Source organism: Reinekea sp. G2M2-21, assembly GCF_015687175.1.
Lineage (GTDB): Bacteria > Pseudomonadota > Gammaproteobacteria > Pseudomonadales > Natronospirillaceae > Reinekea.
In genome coordinates, this window is sequence record NZ_JADPQG010000002.1 from 305,170 (window position 1) to 322,088 (window position 16,919).

Sequence of the window (16,919 nt, forward strand, 5' to 3'; positions counted from 1 at the left end):
GTGCTTAACAAAGTAATTTGTCAGGCAATTTACAACGATTTCTGCAACCATTCACTGCGCTGCAATTGACTTAAAAACGTCCAGGCGACGAATCGGCTGACTTTCTGCCCCTGCGCCATGTCAATGATCCGCACATCGGTTGGCTTGCACTTCTTCAACATACGCTTCACGACGGAGAGGTGATCCTGCTTGGACACGAGACAGGTAAACCAGCAGACATTGTTTCGAAACACTTTGCTCTGTTCAATCATGTTGCCAATAAATGCCAGCTCGCCGCCTTCGCACCACAACTCCGATCGCTGCCCGCCAAAGTTCAGTGTCGACTCTTGTATTGCTTTGCCTTTGTTCAGGTTTCGGTTTTTACGTTGCGATCCGGCCGCAGCATCCGCAGCCGATTTATGGAAAGGTGGGTTGCACATCGTGAACGAGAAGCGGTCGTTTGGCTGTATCACGCCCTTAAATACAGAACTGGCATCGGTTTGCTCGACTAATTTAATTTTCGAAACCAGATTAGGGTTTTGAGTGATATTTGCCGCCGCGGCGCGATGGGATTCCGGATTAATTTCTGAGCCGGTAAACTGCCAGCCGTATGTTTGGCTGCCAATGATTGGGTACACCAGATTGGCACCGGTACCCACATCCAGCACACGTACCTTTTTACCGACCGGTACTTTGCCGTTGTTGTCGCTTGCCAAGAGATCTGCCGCGTAATGGATGTAATCAGCACGGCCCGGAATAGGCGGGCACAAAAATCCGTCCGGTATCGACCAGTGATGAACCCCGTAATGGTGAGCAAGTAAGGCTTTATTAAGAGCCAGTACCGCCTTCGCGTTACTGAAATCAATGGTGTCTTCGCCGCGCGGGTTCTTGGTGACAAAGGGTTTCAGCCCAGGCGTTGCCTGACACAGCAGGTCGATATTATAACGGTCTTGGTGCGGGTTGCGCGGGTGCAGCTTGGACATAACAGGGCAATAACCTTGAGCGGGAGCAAATTCGACGGTACAGGAAGCGATAGTAAGGTAATGCCTGCCCGCCCGCCACTTTGCAAATCGCCCAAAGGCTCAAATCACGCCGCTTGCCGCTAATTGTTACAACCCTTCGGCGGTGTTCAGCAGATCCATATGCCATTGAGCCTGAGCCAGCCCACCTTCATTGCGGTGCCAGGTAATCACCTGATCGCCATCGGCATCCGACCCATGAACGATGGCCGTCACCAGATCGTGTATTGCGTTTACCTTGGTTCGGGCTTCTGACAAGTCGTTCATGACGGCCACATTGTCTGTCAGCGCAATGGCCTGCTCAGCCCATAACGCGACGTTGCTGGCAGAGGTGCCGATGTGCAGGGCGTGGAGTTGGACGGCATCTGACGAACCGGGCGATTGTGCTGCCAGCATGATGTGTTTTTTCGCGCCTTTGGCGGCATCGACTACGCCAAAACCGAGTCCATTGCCGGAGCCTTCACCAGACAGCGCTTGGGCAACCTGACGCACATGGGCTTTTAACTCCGCGAGATCACTCGCTTGGGTTGCGGCCAGGCTGTGTTGCTCCGCAATGCTGGCTTCGGCGATGGCCGTGGTCAGGAAGCCTTGTTGATCCGGTGTGCTGGCCCATCGTTTATCCACGTGCTCCATATGGGCATGCGCCATATTCGGGGTGGGGTTGGTGGTTGTACCATAATCCGCGGCAAGCGCAGTTAATGACAGAGAAGCGAAAAGCAGTACGGTGAATGAGCGCATGGTTGAAACTCCAAAATTTGAGGGGGTTATACGGGTAACGAACCCAAGCCCCTCATTGGATGCAAAAAATTGAAAATTAAGCCACCGTCACCGCGCGCCAATTGCCCAACACCTGATGTTGCTTCTTCAATGCGCCCGGGCTGCTGCCATACTTTTTCTTAAACGCGCGAATAAAGCCGCTTTCAGATTCAAACCCGCTCATGGCTGCCACCTGTTTGATGGGGCGATTTTCTGAGACCAAAGTCAACGCATATTCCATACGGCATTGGTTGATCATCTGGTACGGGGTTAAGTCGGTTTTTTCATGAAAGATATTATGCAGTTGCGAAACACTGACAAAGGCGGCATCCGCGACCATGTCGACGGTCAGTGCCGGGTCTTTGAAATGATCGGAAATAAACTGAAAAGCTTTGTCGAAAGCCAACGCTGAGGAATGCGAAAGGCTCTGAAAATCGGCGCCCAACATGGGTTCACTGTGCACCTTGAGGGCACAGTACAGATATTCGGCAAATTCGGGGTCATTCACGTGTTCAGTCAATCGGCGCAGCGCATCTTCTGCAAACTGCCGGATACTGATCACACCGCTCCAGCGATTCATTCGCGAACGGCGCAAGCTGCGACGCGGGTTTATCTCCAACGCCAGAATAATGCACTCATAAGGATGGCTTTCACGCGTGCTGCAAATGGTCTGATCGCCGGGACGATGCCAGATGACATCGCCGGGTCCCACCCGGTATTCCTGATGGGGTGTTTTCAGAATCGCCTGGCCGTCGAGTACGAGTTCGATCTCTTCACGACCCGGATATATGATGCGCGGCAGGTAATGCCGGTCGTAGGTCTGAAATGACATGAGCGACAACAACGACGCCACGTACGGTGTGTTGGGCATGGTAGACAGTCTTTTGTTGTTTTTATAGTGCTGCCCATTCTATGTGCTTTGCCCTGTGTTGTGTGTATCAAAGTATTACATGGTTGCGGGCACAAAAAAGGCCGGTTAAAACCGGCCAAGACTAACGCCTGATGATTTACGGAAGAATGCGAATGTTATCGATCTGGAAGTGCACATCGTTGTGTGTTTCGTTCCAGTTTGGCAACACCTCGAGCACAGTGCCGACTTCGCTGAAGTCGATGTCCGCTGAGCTATAATCGGAAAATACAATTTCGTTGGTTACCCAGGTATCCAGCGTACTGTTCAACACAATATCGCCGGTCGACATATTGCCCGGGCTGACCATCTTGCCCCAGATTTCGGTCGCGCCTGCGTAATCCAACACTTTAATATCAAATTGCACCTTACTCATGGCACTCAGGTTGTGCGCGGTCTTAAACGGTATGGAGACGGTGGCTTTCGGACCGTCGGCCACGTCATGATTCCCGTAGAGAATATCCAGCGCCAGGTCGCCCGCGCCCTGATCAACATCGGTCACGGTGACATAATCAGGAATTCCACTCCAGTCGGTTGCGCTCTTGGCTGACCATACCGCCGGAGCATTGAACAGGTCGGTATCGGCGATGCCATCGATGTAAACATCGGTACTGGTGGTGATTTCCGGCGCTGGGTCTGGTTCAAAGCTCGAACAGTCTGGCGAGCTGCCGGCGGTAAATGGCATCCAGCGTACCTCTTCTATTTCCAGATCAAGCCCGGCATCGTCCGCCCAGATCAGGAAAGGGGTATTGATGTTGGTGACATCCAAACCGGAGAAGCACTGCAATGGAATAGAAACGTCATTCCACTGACTCAGCGTCATGCCACTCAATAGCGGCGCAATGTTTACTTCACCCAAACAAGGGTAAATGCAGTGCACGCTGAGATTAACCGCGGCGGACTGCGGAGCCGCATTGACTTTCACGCGGAATTGAATGGACGTTTCAGAATTCGCGTACGCCGCCAAATCTGTCCCAACAGAGTCGATTTCATTTTGCAGATAGATCTGCCCGTTACCGATCCACAACGCGCGTTTGGCACTGTACTGCACGGCGCCGTCTGTGGTGGTAACCACGATGTCGGTGTCGGTGGCATCGCCCGGTGTCGTATCGGTCGACGCCAGCGGATCAACACTCACCGCTGTTCCGTTCCAATTGCTTGGACCGCCAATGCGCATAACGTATTCACCCTGCGCGGTACCGGAGGTGAAGATATCCAGCGGCTCATTGGTGGTGCCGGCATCGGTGATGTCGGGCGCGCCGCAACCTCGGTCGGATTCGGTTTCATCCAGCAAACCGACGGTGACAGAATCCGATGTCGCCAGACCATACCCCAGCGCAAACAGAGGGGTTTGTCCATCGCCGGCATTCACCGGAACCTGGCAGTCTTCAGCAGGCCAGGAGTAAGACAATTTGCCGGTGAACGGTACGTCGCCAAACAAAACATCCGCTACGCCTTTGCCTTCCGAGCCTGGTAACCAGGCACTGACGAAAGCTTCGGACAAGTTCAGTTCTTTGTTCATCCATAATGGTCGCCCACCCACGTAAACGGTCAGAACCGGTGTGTTCGGATCGTTCGCATCCAGATCCGCCAACAGCTGGCTGGCAGCCGGGTTTTGCCCGTCAAACGCCATGGTTTCAAACTTACCGATATCGCCATTGCCTTCGGCGTAAGGCGTTTCACCAATGACCGCAATGATGAGGTCATAGCTACCGTCGGCCAGTGAACCGTCGGCGCTGAACGTAACACTGCCCGTTCCTTCGGCGACTTCGGCGCTAAAGCCATCCAACAGGGTGTCACCATTCGGGAAATCGGCATTGGTGTTACCGGTTCCCTGCCAAGACAAGGTCCAGCCACCGGTTTGATTTTGCATGCTGTCGGCAGACGCGCCCACCACCAGGATGTTGGCGTCTTTGGACAATGGCAACAGGCTGTCGTTGTCTTTCAACAGCACCAAAGATTTCTGAACGGCTTCGCGCGCCAAGGCACGCATTTCTGCGGTGGCCAGCTTGCTGTCATCACCCGCGTCCAAACGTAACGATGGTTTCGGTTTGCTGAACAAACCTGCGCGGTATTTCACCCGCAAGATCCGACGCACGGCATCGTCTATGCGTGTCATGGAAATTAAGCCCGCGTCGACATCCGCGATGGTATTGGTAATAAAACCTTTCCAATCCTGCGGCACCATCATCATATCGATACCGGCATTCACTGCCTGAGCACAATGATCGTTAGTACAACCGGTCACCTGACCCTGACCGTTCCAGTCGGAAATAATGAAGCCATCGAAGTTCATCTTTCCTTTCAGAACATCGGTGAGCAGGTAATCATCGCCGTGAATTTTTTCCCCGTTCCAGCTATTGAACGAGGCCATGACTGTTTGAACTCCAGCATTCAATGACGAGTAATAGCCCTGTCCGTGCAGGTTAATCATCTGCAACTCGGTGGACAGGTTGTCGCCCTGATCATCACCGCCATCGGTACCGCCATCACCAATGTAGTGTTTCGCTGTGGCAACGACGTTGTCTTCGGCAAAAGTACCCTGCAGCCCTTTCACCATGGCACCGCCATAATTGAAAATGATTTCCGGGTCTTCCGAGTAACCTTCGTAGGTTCGCCCCCAACGATCATCCTGTACCACGGCCAAGGTCGGCGCGAAGGTCCAGTCGATTCCCGTCACAGTCACCTGTTTGGCCGTCGCGGCGCCGATTCGCGTCATCAGATCAGCGTCGTTTGCAGCACCGAGGCCGATGTTATGCGGGAAGATAACAGCACCATAGACATTGCTGTGGCCGTGTACGGCATCCGTTCCCCAGATCAAAGGAATCGCTGCGTGTCCGTCGCTGGTGTCCATGGAGGCTTCCCAGTAGGCGTCGGCCAACGCCAACCAATCAGCAGCGGACGCCGTCTTGCTGCCGTTCGGCCAGGAGCCGCCGCCATTCAATACCGAACCCAGGTGATAGTCGATCACGTCCTGTGGTGTGGCTGAATTGATTTCTGGTTGCACCATTTGGCCAACCTTTTCAGCCAATGTCATGTTGGCGATTAACGCTGAGATCTGATCTTCAATGGTCTGATCCAAGGCAATGGCACTGGTAATGTCCGGCCAATCGGTATGGTCTGTGCGGAATGTGAATTCCGTTTCGTTATCGGGTTTATCGTCTTTCGGCTGATTGGTTTCGCAGCCGCTGACCGCTAGCGCAATGGCGACGGCCAGAAACAGTGGTTTCGTATTCATGTTGATCCGCTTTTTATTTTTGTAGGGAAACCGAACTGTATGGAAATGACTCTCAATCAAACATCGATGAAGAGTTTTGGCCCATGAATTTGGAGAAATGGTACATTTTTGAAACGCGGTCTGATGCGTCAGGTGGTCAATTGGCGATGCGAGATCCGTTGCAGTTTTTTCGGTAACTTAATGTCGAACCGGGTACCTTCTCCGGGCGTAGACGCCACGCTGATGTGGCCCTGCAGTTTTTTAGTGACGATGTTGAACACAATGTTCATGCCCAGACCCGTGCCGCCTTTGCCCCGCTTGGTGGTAAAGAAGGGGTCGAAGATCCGTTTGCGAGTGCTCTCTGTCATACCACGGCCATTGTCACTGATACTGACGGTAAAAAAGATCTGGTCATAGTCATCGATGCGAATGTTAATCCGTTTTTCAGCGGGCGCAGTCCAGGTCACACCCGGTTCACTGGCACCGTCACTGAACGCATGCAACAGGGCATTATTCACCAAATTGGTCAGCACCTGTGCGATCGCGCCTGGTATCGAACGAACCACCAAAGCATCACCGCCACTGATGGTGAACTGACAGCCGGCTCGTTTAATCCCGATGGCCAGAGTGACCATCACTTCATCGATGTATTGGCGGATATTTATTTCACGCGTATCTTCCACGACCTGGTCGGACGATATCTGTTTAAAGTGGTTCACCAACTCAATGGCGCGGTACAGACTCTGATTCGACACATGCACCGTTTGCAGTGTGTGTTGAAGATAATCATCCAGACTCGACTTCGTCATTTGGTTCGATTCAAAAGCGCGTTTAATTCCTTTGGTCTCAGTCTCTACCGAACTGAACGAAGTCAGCGCGATACCCAATGGTGTATTCAATTCGTGGGCAATGCCTGCCACCAGGGAACCCAAACCGGCGAGTTTTTCTGACTCAACTAATTTTTCCTGAGTCTCTTTGAGATTCTCCACGGTTTGCAAAATCTGTTTGCGCTGATGACTGGCGCGATACAGCAAATACACCGACATCTGCAGTAAGAACGTCACCATAAAAAACCGAAAGGTACTGGCTACTTTCAACGAAGTGGTGCGAGCCAGGTGAAAGGCATCGGTGTAATAAATTTCGATATGGCCGATGGTCATGGCGCCCTGCACCATGCCGGAACGAATTTTTTGCGTATAACGCGGAGTGATTTCCGAAACGTGGGTCACCGGCACAATCAGGCCGTCCTCGGTTTTCTGGCGACCCATCAACACATGCCCAAAATTACCCAACACGGTAATGGCCACGATAAAATCCACGTTCAATTCAGAGTCGAGAATGTCGGCGGCCAGCTGTTCCGGGAACTGACGGTCCGTACTGCGCTGATACACTTCCCAAGCTGTGGGCGCCACACTTTTGGTCAACCGCTGGGCAGCTTCGTCGGCACGCTCCAGCAGATTTTGCTGCATCTGTTTATTAATGCCATTCAATTCTTGAAGATAGAAATACCCCACGAGAACAAACACCAAGAAAGACAGTACGGCGAAAAATCGATCGGATGTCGGGTCTATGCGGTGCTTAATCATAGGGTCCAAACAATTGATAATAATCGTTGTAGCGCTGCTTGAAGGCGTGTTTTGACTCAATCAACCGTCGCGAGTATTCATCACGATCGGCATAAATGCGATAAATATTGTCACTGGTTGATTTCCAGACTGCCAGGTCTTCGTTTGACCAACGCACAATGGAGGTATTGGCGGCGCGGAATTTCTCCAGTGCCTCAATGTCCTTCGATTTACCCAGCGCTGTTGTGGTCAACGTAAATGAGCGGATCGCCGTCATTAAAATCGCCTGCAAATCGGGGGGCAGCTCGTTGTAAGCCGTTTCGTTTATTAAGAAGTCAGCCAGTACCGATGGCTGCCAAACAGCCGGAATAATCGCGTGAGTCGCCAACTCGCTCAAGCCCAAATCCCAGGCACCGGCGGTCGTTGTCCATTCCACCGCATCCAGGTCGCCACTGGTTAGTGCTGGTTTGATTTCTTCCGGAACCAGCGGAATCGCTGCGGCACCACTGGCGGACGCGAGAACTTCGCTGGGCAGCCCGGGCCCCATGCGAACGCGTTTCCCTGCAAGATCTTTCAAGCCCAGTATCGGTGTGCTCGACAGCAGACCAAATTCCATGCCAGGCCACCAGGCAGGTCTCCAGAGTATGCCGTCACGTCCGGACAATTCGTTCGCCAGTTCTGTACCACCACCGTTTAAGAAGAACATCAGTGAGGCATCGATATTCATGAACTCATAAGGACCTGCGTTCATCACTGCCCACGCAGGGTGATACCCTGACCACCAATTTGGCCAGCCATTGCCCATTTCAACACGGCGATCTTTCACGGCGCTGTAAATATCCGCACCTCCGGTGATCTGGCCCGCATAATGCGGTGTGATATCCAGCCGACCCTGACTCATGAGACGAATGTTATCCGTCATTTTGACCAGCTCTTGATAATCAAAACTGGTTTCCGTGGCGTGGGACTGCAGAGCCCAGTGAAAGGTTTCTTCACGCGAACAAGCGACCAAGCTCAGACAACCAATAACGATCAGGAAACGGGAAAGATATGGATGCATGACGACGGCCTCGGAGTTCTGAAATGCACCGGCTGCAAGCGAGCCGTGTAGCCTTCAGTAAAGCACCGAAGCCCGAATAGTCAACCAGGTTCAGCGGCCGGAATGACTAGCCTATCCGTTACGATCCAGGACACCGTAGTCGAGATCGATTGTCCTTAGATTTTCCTTCTTACACACGGTATAAACTTCCTCGCGCTGAGCCATTTGGCGCAGGTAACGAGCCAAATTCGCGAACGACAGCGGTGGTTGCTGGAACTCATCGGCCCAAACGGCCAACATGAACAGGTAATAGTCGCAGGCGCTGATGGCGTGCCCCAGCAAATATTCTTTACGCTCAAGCTCCTGATCCAGTAACCGAAACATGTCGGTTACCCTGAGTTCCTGAGCCCTTTTAATACACTCAGCATCCGCCAGTTCGGTAGTGTGCCGCTCCGGGTAAAAATACACCATCAATTCCGCCTGCAGCGTGTTGGTCAGATACATCAGCCATTGCAGGAATAAAGGCCGGGTGCTGTCACCCACGTTTGGTATCAAATTGTATTGAGGATGAGAATCGGCCAGATAAATGCAGATCGCCGCGCTTTCAAAGATGGGCTGGCCATTGTCAACCAATGTCGGGATACGTCCCGTCGGATTTAACGCCAGGTATTCCGCTGATTTTTGCGCATTGTGCTCACGGTCAACCAATATCAATTCGTAGTCGATCTGCATCGCTTCCAGAATAAAATGCGGTGCCATGCTGGCATTTAACGGATAGTAATATAACTGATACAAAATATGCTCCTTGGACTTTTGTTTCTTCCGTGGTTGTTTTTGGCTATACGGAAGGCCTTGCATTCACCGCGCCAAATTCCCAAACCGTTTTCACTTTGTCATAACGGTCTATTTGTTTTTCGGTAAGTTTGACTAATGTCCAGCCGTCGCTAAACAATTTGACAATATCGTCTCGCGTAAAGAAACGTTTGAGCTGTTCCTTAACCAGAAACAGCCGGGTTTCGATTTCAGGGTAACCTACCGCGCCGTAGTGAATGTCCTGTATGGAGTTCACCCGGCAAATCAATAGTCCTTCACTTTTTAAGACGCGTTGAATCTCATTAACAATATTAACCGTCAAGCGCCACTCAAAATAATGCAGGGTCAAACTGGCCACAACTACGTCGAATTTGTCGTTCTCAAATGGCAAAGGCTCGCGATGATCCAGGTGAGTCACAGACGCATGGCGGGGGTTCAGGTCACCGGCGATCAGCTGATCGGTCAAGCAGGCAAGCGATTGTGTATCGATGCCACTGCCAGCGCCCAATTCCAGAACGGAACGGTCAGTGATGTCATTCGCCCATGAGTCCAGCCAGTGATCATCTTTTTTCATTAGGTCGCCTTTTTTCAAACGAGGATGAGTTTAAAAGTCTGTTCTCGCGGTTAACAGTACTTAGTAGTCCATGCGTTAAATGGGGTAAGTAAAGCGCATAGCAATCGCGCCGAAGGCAAGGCGAAAAAGTGAAGGCATAGTGGTGCTCTGTCAAACTTTTCCAACGCAGCATTCGGTAGGAGGGCGAAGCGATGTGCAACCCTAATTTCCGCATGGACCACTAACCAAGCAGATAAGTAATAATGGCTCGTTGAACGGGTAACAACAATTGCTTCTGCGCGTAACCTACAAAACCCTGATACTCACTCAACGGTTGCGCCAGTTCGTTGCCGACCGTCACCGGTGGCGTTGGCAATAACAGCGGGTCGCCAAGCTCGGCAAGGGTGTTCTTTGTAAGCGTGTAACGGTCATCGGTAAATCCCGATGGCCAAGCATCGGTAATAAGCACGTCATAATGCCCCGACAATTGCGATACAAAGCGAACTGGCGCTTCGTTGGTTTGGAACGGTTCTGGGCAATAATGCGTGACGTTTAACCCCATCACCCGTGCCAAAGCATGCCACGACTTAAACACGTTGGTCATCGGCCCCCACAATAAAATGCGAACATCGGGCAGTGACGTAAAGCGGGTGGACAGATAGTACGCATCGGTCAACACCTCGCAGGGATGCGCTTCACTGGACATGGCATTGATCAGCGGCCGTTTTGTGGCGGCCGCGAATTCCACCAAACGTGAATGATTGCGTTCACGGATGACATACACATCGTAAAACCCATCCATGTAACCGGCCAGGTCGGCCACCGATTCATCGGTCTTCAAAAAATTAGGTAATTCGATGTAAGTCAAACCCAGTGACTGGAACGCTTGCAGGAAAGTCGTTCGGGTACGGATGCCGTTCCCTTCAAAAGACCAAGCAACGTTGCCGGTCAACGCCGGTACGGTCGTTACCGTGACATGTCGCCATATTTGCTCAATGTCGTGTGCTTGCAGCTGGTCTATGTCCAACAGTTTAATCATGGTTTACGTCACCTTGTAAGACATTTTGCATGAAGGCAGAAGTATCGGCTTGCTTTCTCCATCACTGAAACAGAGACAGAAACAATAAACCACCTTTGTTCGGAGTGATCGGTAAGTATTACTCAACAATCGGATTCAACGTACACGGCGGGTTATAAAACCTTCACCTCACTGTGTGCAGGTGTTGCCCACTCATGACATAAATCAGCGATATACGCTGCAACGTCGGCTTCATCCAGATTGGTCGGCACCACAATATCATGTGCTTTGCGTTTTTTCCCATCATTGCCGAGGTAATAAACACACCATTCATTATGTTGCCTGAGAACTTCGATCCGCCGACCGAATACATCAAGTTTCATTAAGGTCACCTCCAAAAGAGCCCTCGCCAGAAGCTTGTTCTTAAATCCTAAGTCAAATGGTCTTTCCAGAGCCGACCCTAAAGATTTTCCAATTTTATTTTCACCAACTCGGCCAAGGCTACGTACCGATCCGCACCATTTTTTGGTGGTTTGTTGGGTCTGGCAAACACGTCAGGGTCTCTAAGGCTTTCATTTTCCCAGAATTGATCGCCGGTTGCGTCTATCCGGGTTCCGTCTGGCAGTTCATTCGAATAATGAAAACCCACTTGCTCGTCTTCGACAAAGACCTTCCAGAGAACCAGGTTGCCACCGAAATAATCATTCACAATCAACGATGATATGCCGCATTGCCCCCGGCTGGGGTTGGAAGGTGTCCAGTTTTCAGGTTCTTCTGAACTGGCCAGCGACCAAGATTCCCGCAATGCCTGCAACACTTGGGGAAGGCTCGGTGGTTGATTATATAACGTCACGTTTCTATTACCTCATGCTCTAACGAATTAACCGGCCAGGGTTTTTGTTTACTTTTTAGGTTTACTTGACTAGTCACCGTTACAAATGAACGATGAGACACGAATATTTCCATCCACAAAAACAAAATGTGCTCGCGCTTCAATACCGATGACGTCCGAGTCACCAGCCAGAGGCGGCGCAACACACGAGTTTCTTTCAGAGTTTAAGCGACAGCCTAATTGAAGTACATTGAGCATTTTCCGAAAACACGCTCCATCCTCTTCATACTTCTGCAGAAACGCACTGTATCCTACTTCGCCCGGACCGAAACCCAGTAACGTATTTTCGGCAAGAAAAGGTTCCAAATCTTCGAACTGTCGTGCTTCGAAAGAATACAAAAATCCCCTGTATGCCCAATCAAACTCATTTGCAAAAATACATGGACTAAAAAGCAAGGTTATGCAAACTAATATAATCCTCATACTCCCATCCTTAATAGCCATTTTAAAAATACAGTCAATCAAGTATTGCGTCACTTATTATTGCCCTGCAAAATTTAAACAACATTGGTAAGGCACTGCAAAGGTCAGTATAACTGGCTGTACTGCTGCCGCCATTCTGGTTGTTGACCCAGTTGCGCCCAATAAGTTTCTATCTTTCGTATTAACCCAACTTCTACAGCCATAATAGACGTTGCATAAAACTGCTCTTCCGCATCTGGGCTGGTCACCAGCATAATACTGAGATATTCAATATTCGAAAGCGGCATCAACTTGTGTTTCTTGAAATTCCAGCGGCCTGGAAACGCGACATTCATCGCGATAAATGACTCAGCGTTTGTAAACATCTCACGGCTTGTTGGCCAAATGAATTGTAGATCGTCTGCCAAAAATTTGCTCGCGCTGAAAAAGTCAGCCTTATCAAAACAAGCCCAGAATAAATCTATTATTTTTTCATGCACTATGATATTTCCTTATATTGATCACGCCTTCGACTTTTATCAGCAAGCAATAAAAAGATTAACTCAGCAACAGGGGTGTTAACACTTAATATTCATCGAACCCTTCTATGGGAGGCGAGCGCGTTTATAATCTCTAGTAGAATTGACACCGTTCCACATAAGGTTCAAAAGACAACTCTTTTTACTAAGGCTAAAAACAGACATTAATAAAGGCTTTGTAAACAGTAAAACTAATGGACTAGAAACTCCGTCCTTGTCGAGCATTATGATATGGGTGTAGATAATCCTTTTAGTCTAAAAGTTGTTGAATTCTTCTGATGGCAGTAATGGCCTTGAGTACTGAGTTGCGATGCTTTGCCCTAATATACGTCAGGTAACTCTTACCAAAATTCAAGGTGAAATCCCTGCAGGAAACAGCTTGCTCAAATTAGTGTGTGCGGGGATACTACAAGTATTCGAGCACCGAGCGCATCTCGTGAATAATTAACGCCCAATGTCTCATTTGGCAATACAGTATTAGGGTTGACTGGATGATCAAATGATCTTAATAAACACACTATATAAAATAACTCGTAGTTGTCTATTGGCACCACGAGGAATTCACCCAATACAAATTTTTCCCATAGTATTAGCGCCCTATGGATCATCCTAGTAAGTTGAGAATTTTTAATGAGGCTAAGGCATAGACTAAAGAAAACCATTTTGGTATTGCCATTGTCGATATCTATTGGTGGTTTTTTCTTCTTACTTCAAACTTTTTCGCCTTCTAGCTCTTTGGAGTATTGGATTTGGCGAAATAACGATATGCGATTTGTACCTAATGAAAGCAGATTGTATGTCTATCAAGGTAATATATCTAAAGACTGGTTTTATGAACCCTTAGGTATAAAACCTATTGGAATTTCTCAAAAGAATATTGCTGTAGTTCTTCGCCTATATACCTTGGTTGATGTCCAACAACTCACTGAACTTTTTGAATCTCTAGTCAATGATTGGGCTAGATTTGGCATTACTGTAAATGAGCTTCAGATCGACTATGACAGTGCGAGCAACAAGCTTTCAGAATATGCAATCTGGTTGGGCACGTTAAACCCTTTAATAAATGTTGAACTAAGTGTTACGGGTCTATCGACATACTTGTGGGACAACCAGGCGGGATTGCGTGAGATTGGTCAGAATGTTAGTTATATAGCAATGCAGCTTTATCAAGGACGAATACCACATGATAATTATGAGGAAGTTATAGACAAAATGAATAATTTAGGTTTACGACATAAGATAGGAATTACATCCGACAAGGGTTTTAACAATGTTTCACGTTTATGCAAAAGACATTGTATAGCAACTATCGTTTTTATGAATTTTAAGGACTAATCAGTGAGATTTCGAACTTTTATTTCAATTGCCTATATTGGATTCAGCTCTACATTTGCATTCTCAGGTGGTTCTGACGAACCATATACCCGAGAAAATTCATTCGAAGATTTTAACAATCCGAATTTGGCAATTCAGGCAGAGGTAAATTCTGCCTTAATCAAGGACCTCATTTCAGAATCTGATTGGTACATATCAAACTACTGGGGATCTAGCCTTGATCTAGGTGGCAAAAATTTCAGTACGTATGTGAACGACTATTTAACCGAAAATGGACGTTCTGGTTCAATAGTAAAGAGCACTTTTTTAGACGACGGAGGCTGGTCACGATGCAAAGGTAGTGAAGCTCAATCAGGTGTAATTAACCTTTTGGACATTATTGTGCCGGACAAGAATTTAAGTGATGCCGAAGTAAAAGGTATTTTATTAGCACGTTATGAGGTTGCCAAGGAATGTGCAAGTAGCCGACCAAATCTCAGATTAAGTAAGATTTCTCACCTTCCAGATGACTGGGAATTGTACCTAAATGCAACTTATGCGTGGTACAAGCAGGACATTCATTCTACGATTTTATTTTTGGAAGATTTGCTAGAGAAAACCGAACCACAAAGTTCAATCCATCAGCTATCCGAGTACATGATTGGACGAAGCTATTTGATTAAGGCCCAGGAAAATTGGATTTCTTGGGAAGGAAAAGAAGGTTTAGATGTTGAGGAATTAGAGAAGGCGAGATATTTCTTTGAAACGCATTTTAACGAACAGCGCATCTATGCAGACTCTGCGTATGGACTATTGGGTCGTATAGACTATTTACTTGATGACGAATCGGCCTACATTCAAAACTTATCGAATCGAGTGGCCTTAGCATTAGATAATAGGGATACAAAGTGGTTCTCACAAATTGTACGTGAGATTTTTCTAACCGACAAAGAACCATTGTTCGAAAAACTTTTGTCAGAGTATGTTATAGAAAACCCACAGACACTTACTGACGGTCCGTTTGCTAACTTTCTGTCTTTCATACATGCTCATATTCTTTATCAATCAGGTAGTAGACCAGAGGCTATCCCTATTTTTGCGACCTTAAACTATTCTGCAGGCTTCAACTACATTATGGAGTATGCAAAAACAACTAATGACTTCCAACTGGAAAGGAAAGCGATAGATCAATACTTAGATGGCAATACTAAAGACCTATATTTGGCTGAGCTAGATTATCGTAGTAAGGGTGTATCTGCCTTCTTGCAGTCTCGAAATAGTGAACTTGTAAGCAACGTTGCAATGGCCTATTGCAAACCTAGCAGTTTAGCCAAAGACATCAATAGCAATTTGGATGCCCCACACATTTTCGAGGCCCAGAAGATACTATATCGTAGCCTCATTCAAAGAAAGGATTTTGAGACACTCTACCAATTATTTAACTCTCCAGGTTATACACTAGGAGAGTTTGAACTTGTCCGAACAGCTATTAAACAGGCCGCCAACAACGTGGCACTAGGGAAAGCATACATGAATATTGGTTATTTTATGGAGGCCAAACAAAGCTATCTGGAGTATTCCGGTGTAGTTAGTTACTTAGAAAATAAATATTCGGACGTTTTTTGTAAAGGAGGACTTCTTGACAATTACAGGGGGCCACAGTTTTTTTATCATTTGTCTATCGGGAAATTTTCTGAACTGGAAAAAAACATCGATGAAGCAAAAGCATTGTCTTTCATGATAAATTGTGATCGTCCCGGCATGAGGGGTTGTTGGGGAAGTCGACCTCAAGACGCTGAGTCATCAGAAGCTCTTTTTCAAAGGCTGCATAGAAAATACCCTGATACGAGTTGGGCTGAGAACACACCTTATTATTACTAAAGACTAAAAGCGCGCTTTCAAGTAATGACTGCAATTTCATCTGATTTGCGCTGCTAACAAGTCTTTTCGCAGCCCCATAAATAATTCATTTGGTGATCGACAAGCTCTTGTCTTTCTGAGACGGTCATTCAGCTTGTCCATCACCTTTTTTATGTCTTCATCGCTGACTTCGTTAAAGTCAGTTCCTTTTGGAAAATACTGTCGGATCAGACCGTTGGTATTTTCGCTTATTCCTCGCTCCCAGGATGCATAAGGATGAGCAAAGTAGATATTTGCCTCAAGTGCATCGGCAATTCGTTCATGTTCTGCGAACTCCAAACCGTTATCCAAGGTGATCGTTTTTATTCGATCTTTTAATTCGACCATGGCTGCAATTGCTGCATCAGCCAATAAGTCGGACTGCTTGCCTGTTAGGCGAACGATGATGGTGTATAACGTCTTTCGTTCAACCATTGTCAGTAACGCACTTTTGCGCCCCTTGCCCATGACCGTATCACCTTCCCAGTCTCCGATTCTAGATCGACGATCAACAATGTTGGGGCGCTCATCAATATCCACGCGATTGCGAAGCTTGCCTCGACGATCGTAGTGGCCATAGAGCTTACGATAAGGCTTTGAAGCGATACGCAGATGTGTGTATAAATCGCCACCTTCGGCCTTGTCCGCATATATCCATTGATAAATCGTTTCATGGTGCAGATCGATACCTTTATGCTTCTTTAAGTAGTCGACAACCTGTTGCGGACTAAGCTCCTGACGAATCAGTCTTTCCATCCATTCAACAACTTCTTCACTCAACTTGAAGTGCTTGTAAGCACTTACCCGTCTGTGATCGCTAATCGCCTGCGCTTGTTTTGGGCGATACCCTCGAAGTCCACTGTTCCGCTTTGTCTCTCTCGATATCGTTGATGGACTCCGTTTTAAATTGTCTGAAATTTGTTTTTGGTTGAATCCCTCTTTCAATAGCGAATAGATCTGGTATCGTTCGTTTTCAGTCAGCTGATGGTAGTTCAAAGTGCTTTATC

Annotated in this window: 16 protein-coding genes; 2 read left to right on the forward strand and 14 right to left on the reverse strand. The window is 48.1% G+C overall.

What is annotated here, in order from left to right; translation table 11 throughout:
- Positions 1-29: 29 nt before the first annotated feature.
- From rlmF to IYN85_RS10225, 13 genes are all read right to left on the reverse strand, one after another.
- Positions 30-962, reverse strand: coding sequence for a 23S rRNA (adenine(1618)-N(6))-methyltransferase RlmF (gene rlmF / locus IYN85_RS10165; protein WP_196158785.1), 933 nt, complete (start codon positions 960-962; stop codon positions 30-32).
- A gap of 126 nt (positions 963-1,088) precedes the next feature.
- Positions 1,089-1,736, reverse strand: a complete 648-nt coding sequence (locus IYN85_RS10170; RefSeq protein ID WP_196158786.1) for a hypothetical protein — start codon at positions 1,734-1,736, stop codon at positions 1,089-1,091.
- Positions 1,737-1,812: 76 nt separating this feature from the next.
- Positions 1,813-2,625, reverse strand: a complete 813-nt coding sequence (locus IYN85_RS10175) for an AraC family transcriptional regulator (RefSeq protein ID WP_196158787.1) — start codon at positions 2,623-2,625, stop codon at positions 1,813-1,815.
- Positions 2,626-2,761: 136 nt separating this feature from the next.
- The gene (locus IYN85_RS10180; protein WP_196158788.1) at positions 2,762-5,899 is read right to left on the reverse strand and encodes a glycoside hydrolase family 3 protein; all 3,138 of its coding nucleotides are present in this window, start codon (positions 5,897-5,899) and stop codon (positions 2,762-2,764) included.
- A 128-nt stretch (positions 5,900-6,027) separates the two neighbouring features.
- The gene (locus IYN85_RS10185; RefSeq protein ID WP_196158789.1) at positions 6,028-7,464 is read right to left on the reverse strand and encodes a sensor histidine kinase; all 1,437 of its coding nucleotides are present in this window, start codon (positions 7,462-7,464) and stop codon (positions 6,028-6,030) included.
- Positions 7,457-8,503 (reverse strand): TRAP transporter substrate-binding protein DctP, encoded by a 1,047-nt coding sequence (dctP, locus tag IYN85_RS10190; RefSeq protein WP_196158790.1) that lies wholly within the window; start codon positions 8,501-8,503, stop codon positions 7,457-7,459. Before dctP ends, IYN85_RS10185 begins: the two co-directional genes overlap by 8 nt.
- 111 nt (positions 8,504-8,614) lie before the next feature.
- Positions 8,615-9,277 carry a glutathione S-transferase family protein gene (locus IYN85_RS10195; protein ID WP_230390669.1) on the reverse strand — a complete coding sequence of 221 codons (663 nt, stop codon included), beginning with the start codon at positions 9,275-9,277 and terminating at the stop codon, positions 8,615-8,617.
- 43 nt (positions 9,278-9,320) lie between these two features.
- Positions 9,321-9,869 carry a class I SAM-dependent methyltransferase gene (locus IYN85_RS10200; protein WP_196158792.1) on the reverse strand — a complete coding sequence of 183 codons (549 nt, stop codon included), beginning with the start codon at positions 9,867-9,869 and terminating at the stop codon, positions 9,321-9,323.
- A 220-nt stretch (positions 9,870-10,089) separates the two neighbouring features.
- Positions 10,090-10,887 carry an ornithine carbamoyltransferase gene (locus IYN85_RS10205; protein ID WP_196158793.1) on the reverse strand — a complete coding sequence of 266 codons (798 nt, stop codon included), beginning with the start codon at positions 10,885-10,887 and terminating at the stop codon, positions 10,090-10,092.
- A gap of 152 nt (positions 10,888-11,039) precedes the next feature.
- Entirely contained in the window at positions 11,040-11,249 is a 210-nt protein-coding gene (locus IYN85_RS10210) for a hypothetical protein (protein WP_196158794.1), read from the reverse strand.
- A gap of 77 nt (positions 11,250-11,326) precedes the next feature.
- Complete coding sequence (locus IYN85_RS10215) at positions 11,327-11,719, reverse strand: hypothetical protein (RefSeq protein WP_196158795.1); 393 nt, start codon at positions 11,717-11,719, stop codon at positions 11,327-11,329.
- Between the two features lie 69 nt (positions 11,720-11,788).
- A complete protein-coding gene (locus IYN85_RS10220) occupies positions 11,789-12,181 on the reverse strand; it encodes a hypothetical protein (RefSeq protein WP_196158796.1) in 393 nt (130 codons plus the stop codon).
- Positions 12,182-12,285: 104 nt separating this feature from the next.
- The gene (locus IYN85_RS10225; RefSeq protein WP_196158797.1) at positions 12,286-12,660 is read right to left on the reverse strand and encodes a hypothetical protein; all 375 of its coding nucleotides are present in this window, start codon (positions 12,658-12,660) and stop codon (positions 12,286-12,288) included.
- A gap of 702 nt (positions 12,661-13,362) precedes the next feature.
- Here IYN85_RS10225 and IYN85_RS10230 point away from each other — a divergent pair.
- Together IYN85_RS10230 and IYN85_RS10235 are read left to right on the forward strand one after the other, a co-directional pair.
- On the forward strand, positions 13,363-14,034 hold the full coding sequence (locus IYN85_RS10230) for a DUF3142 domain-containing protein (RefSeq protein WP_196158798.1): 672 nt from the start codon (positions 13,363-13,365) through the stop codon (positions 14,032-14,034).
- A 3-nt stretch (positions 14,035-14,037) separates the two neighbouring features.
- Positions 14,038-15,894, forward strand: a complete 1,857-nt coding sequence (locus tag IYN85_RS10235) for a hypothetical protein (RefSeq protein WP_196158799.1) — start codon at positions 14,038-14,040, stop codon at positions 15,892-15,894.
- 36 nt (positions 15,895-15,930) lie between these two features.
- Here IYN85_RS10235 and IYN85_RS10240 read toward each other — a convergent pair whose 3' ends face one another.
- A complete protein-coding gene (locus IYN85_RS10240) occupies positions 15,931-16,908 on the reverse strand; it encodes an IS30 family transposase (RefSeq protein ID WP_196158800.1) in 978 nt (325 codons plus the stop codon).
- Positions 16,909-16,919 lie beyond the last annotated feature (11 nt).

Excerpts from the sequence above, each read along its gene's own strand:
- rlmF (WP_196158785.1), bottom strand. The coding sequence starts at position 962 with ATGTCCAAGCTGCACCCGCGCAACCCGCACCAAGACCGTTATAATATC.
- IYN85_RS10170 (WP_196158786.1), bottom strand. The coding sequence starts at position 1,736 with ATGCGCTCATTCACCGTACTGCTTTTCGCTTCTCTGTCATTAACTGCG.
- IYN85_RS10175 (WP_196158787.1), bottom strand. The coding sequence starts at position 2,625 with ATGCCCAACACACCGTACGTGGCGTCGTTGTTGTCGCTCATGTCATTT.
- IYN85_RS10180 (WP_196158788.1), bottom strand. The coding sequence starts at position 5,899 with ATGAATACGAAACCACTGTTTCTGGCCGTCGCCATTGCGCTAGCGGTC.
- IYN85_RS10185 (WP_196158789.1), bottom strand. The coding sequence starts at position 7,464 with ATGATTAAGCACCGCATAGACCCGACATCCGATCGATTTTTCGCCGTA.
- dctP (WP_196158790.1), bottom strand. The coding sequence starts at position 8,503 with ATGCATCCATATCTTTCCCGTTTCCTGATCGTTATTGGTTGTCTGAGC.
- IYN85_RS10200 (WP_196158792.1), bottom strand. The coding sequence starts at position 9,869 with ATGAAAAAAGATGATCACTGGCTGGACTCATGGGCGAATGACATCACT.
- IYN85_RS10205 (WP_196158793.1), bottom strand. The coding sequence starts at position 10,887 with ATGATTAAACTGTTGGACATAGACCAGCTGCAAGCACACGACATTGAG.
- IYN85_RS10210 (WP_196158794.1), bottom strand. The coding sequence starts at position 11,249 with ATGAAACTTGATGTATTCGGTCGGCGGATCGAAGTTCTCAGGCAACAT.
- IYN85_RS10220 (WP_196158796.1), bottom strand. The coding sequence starts at position 12,181 with ATGAGGATTATATTAGTTTGCATAACCTTGCTTTTTAGTCCATGTATT.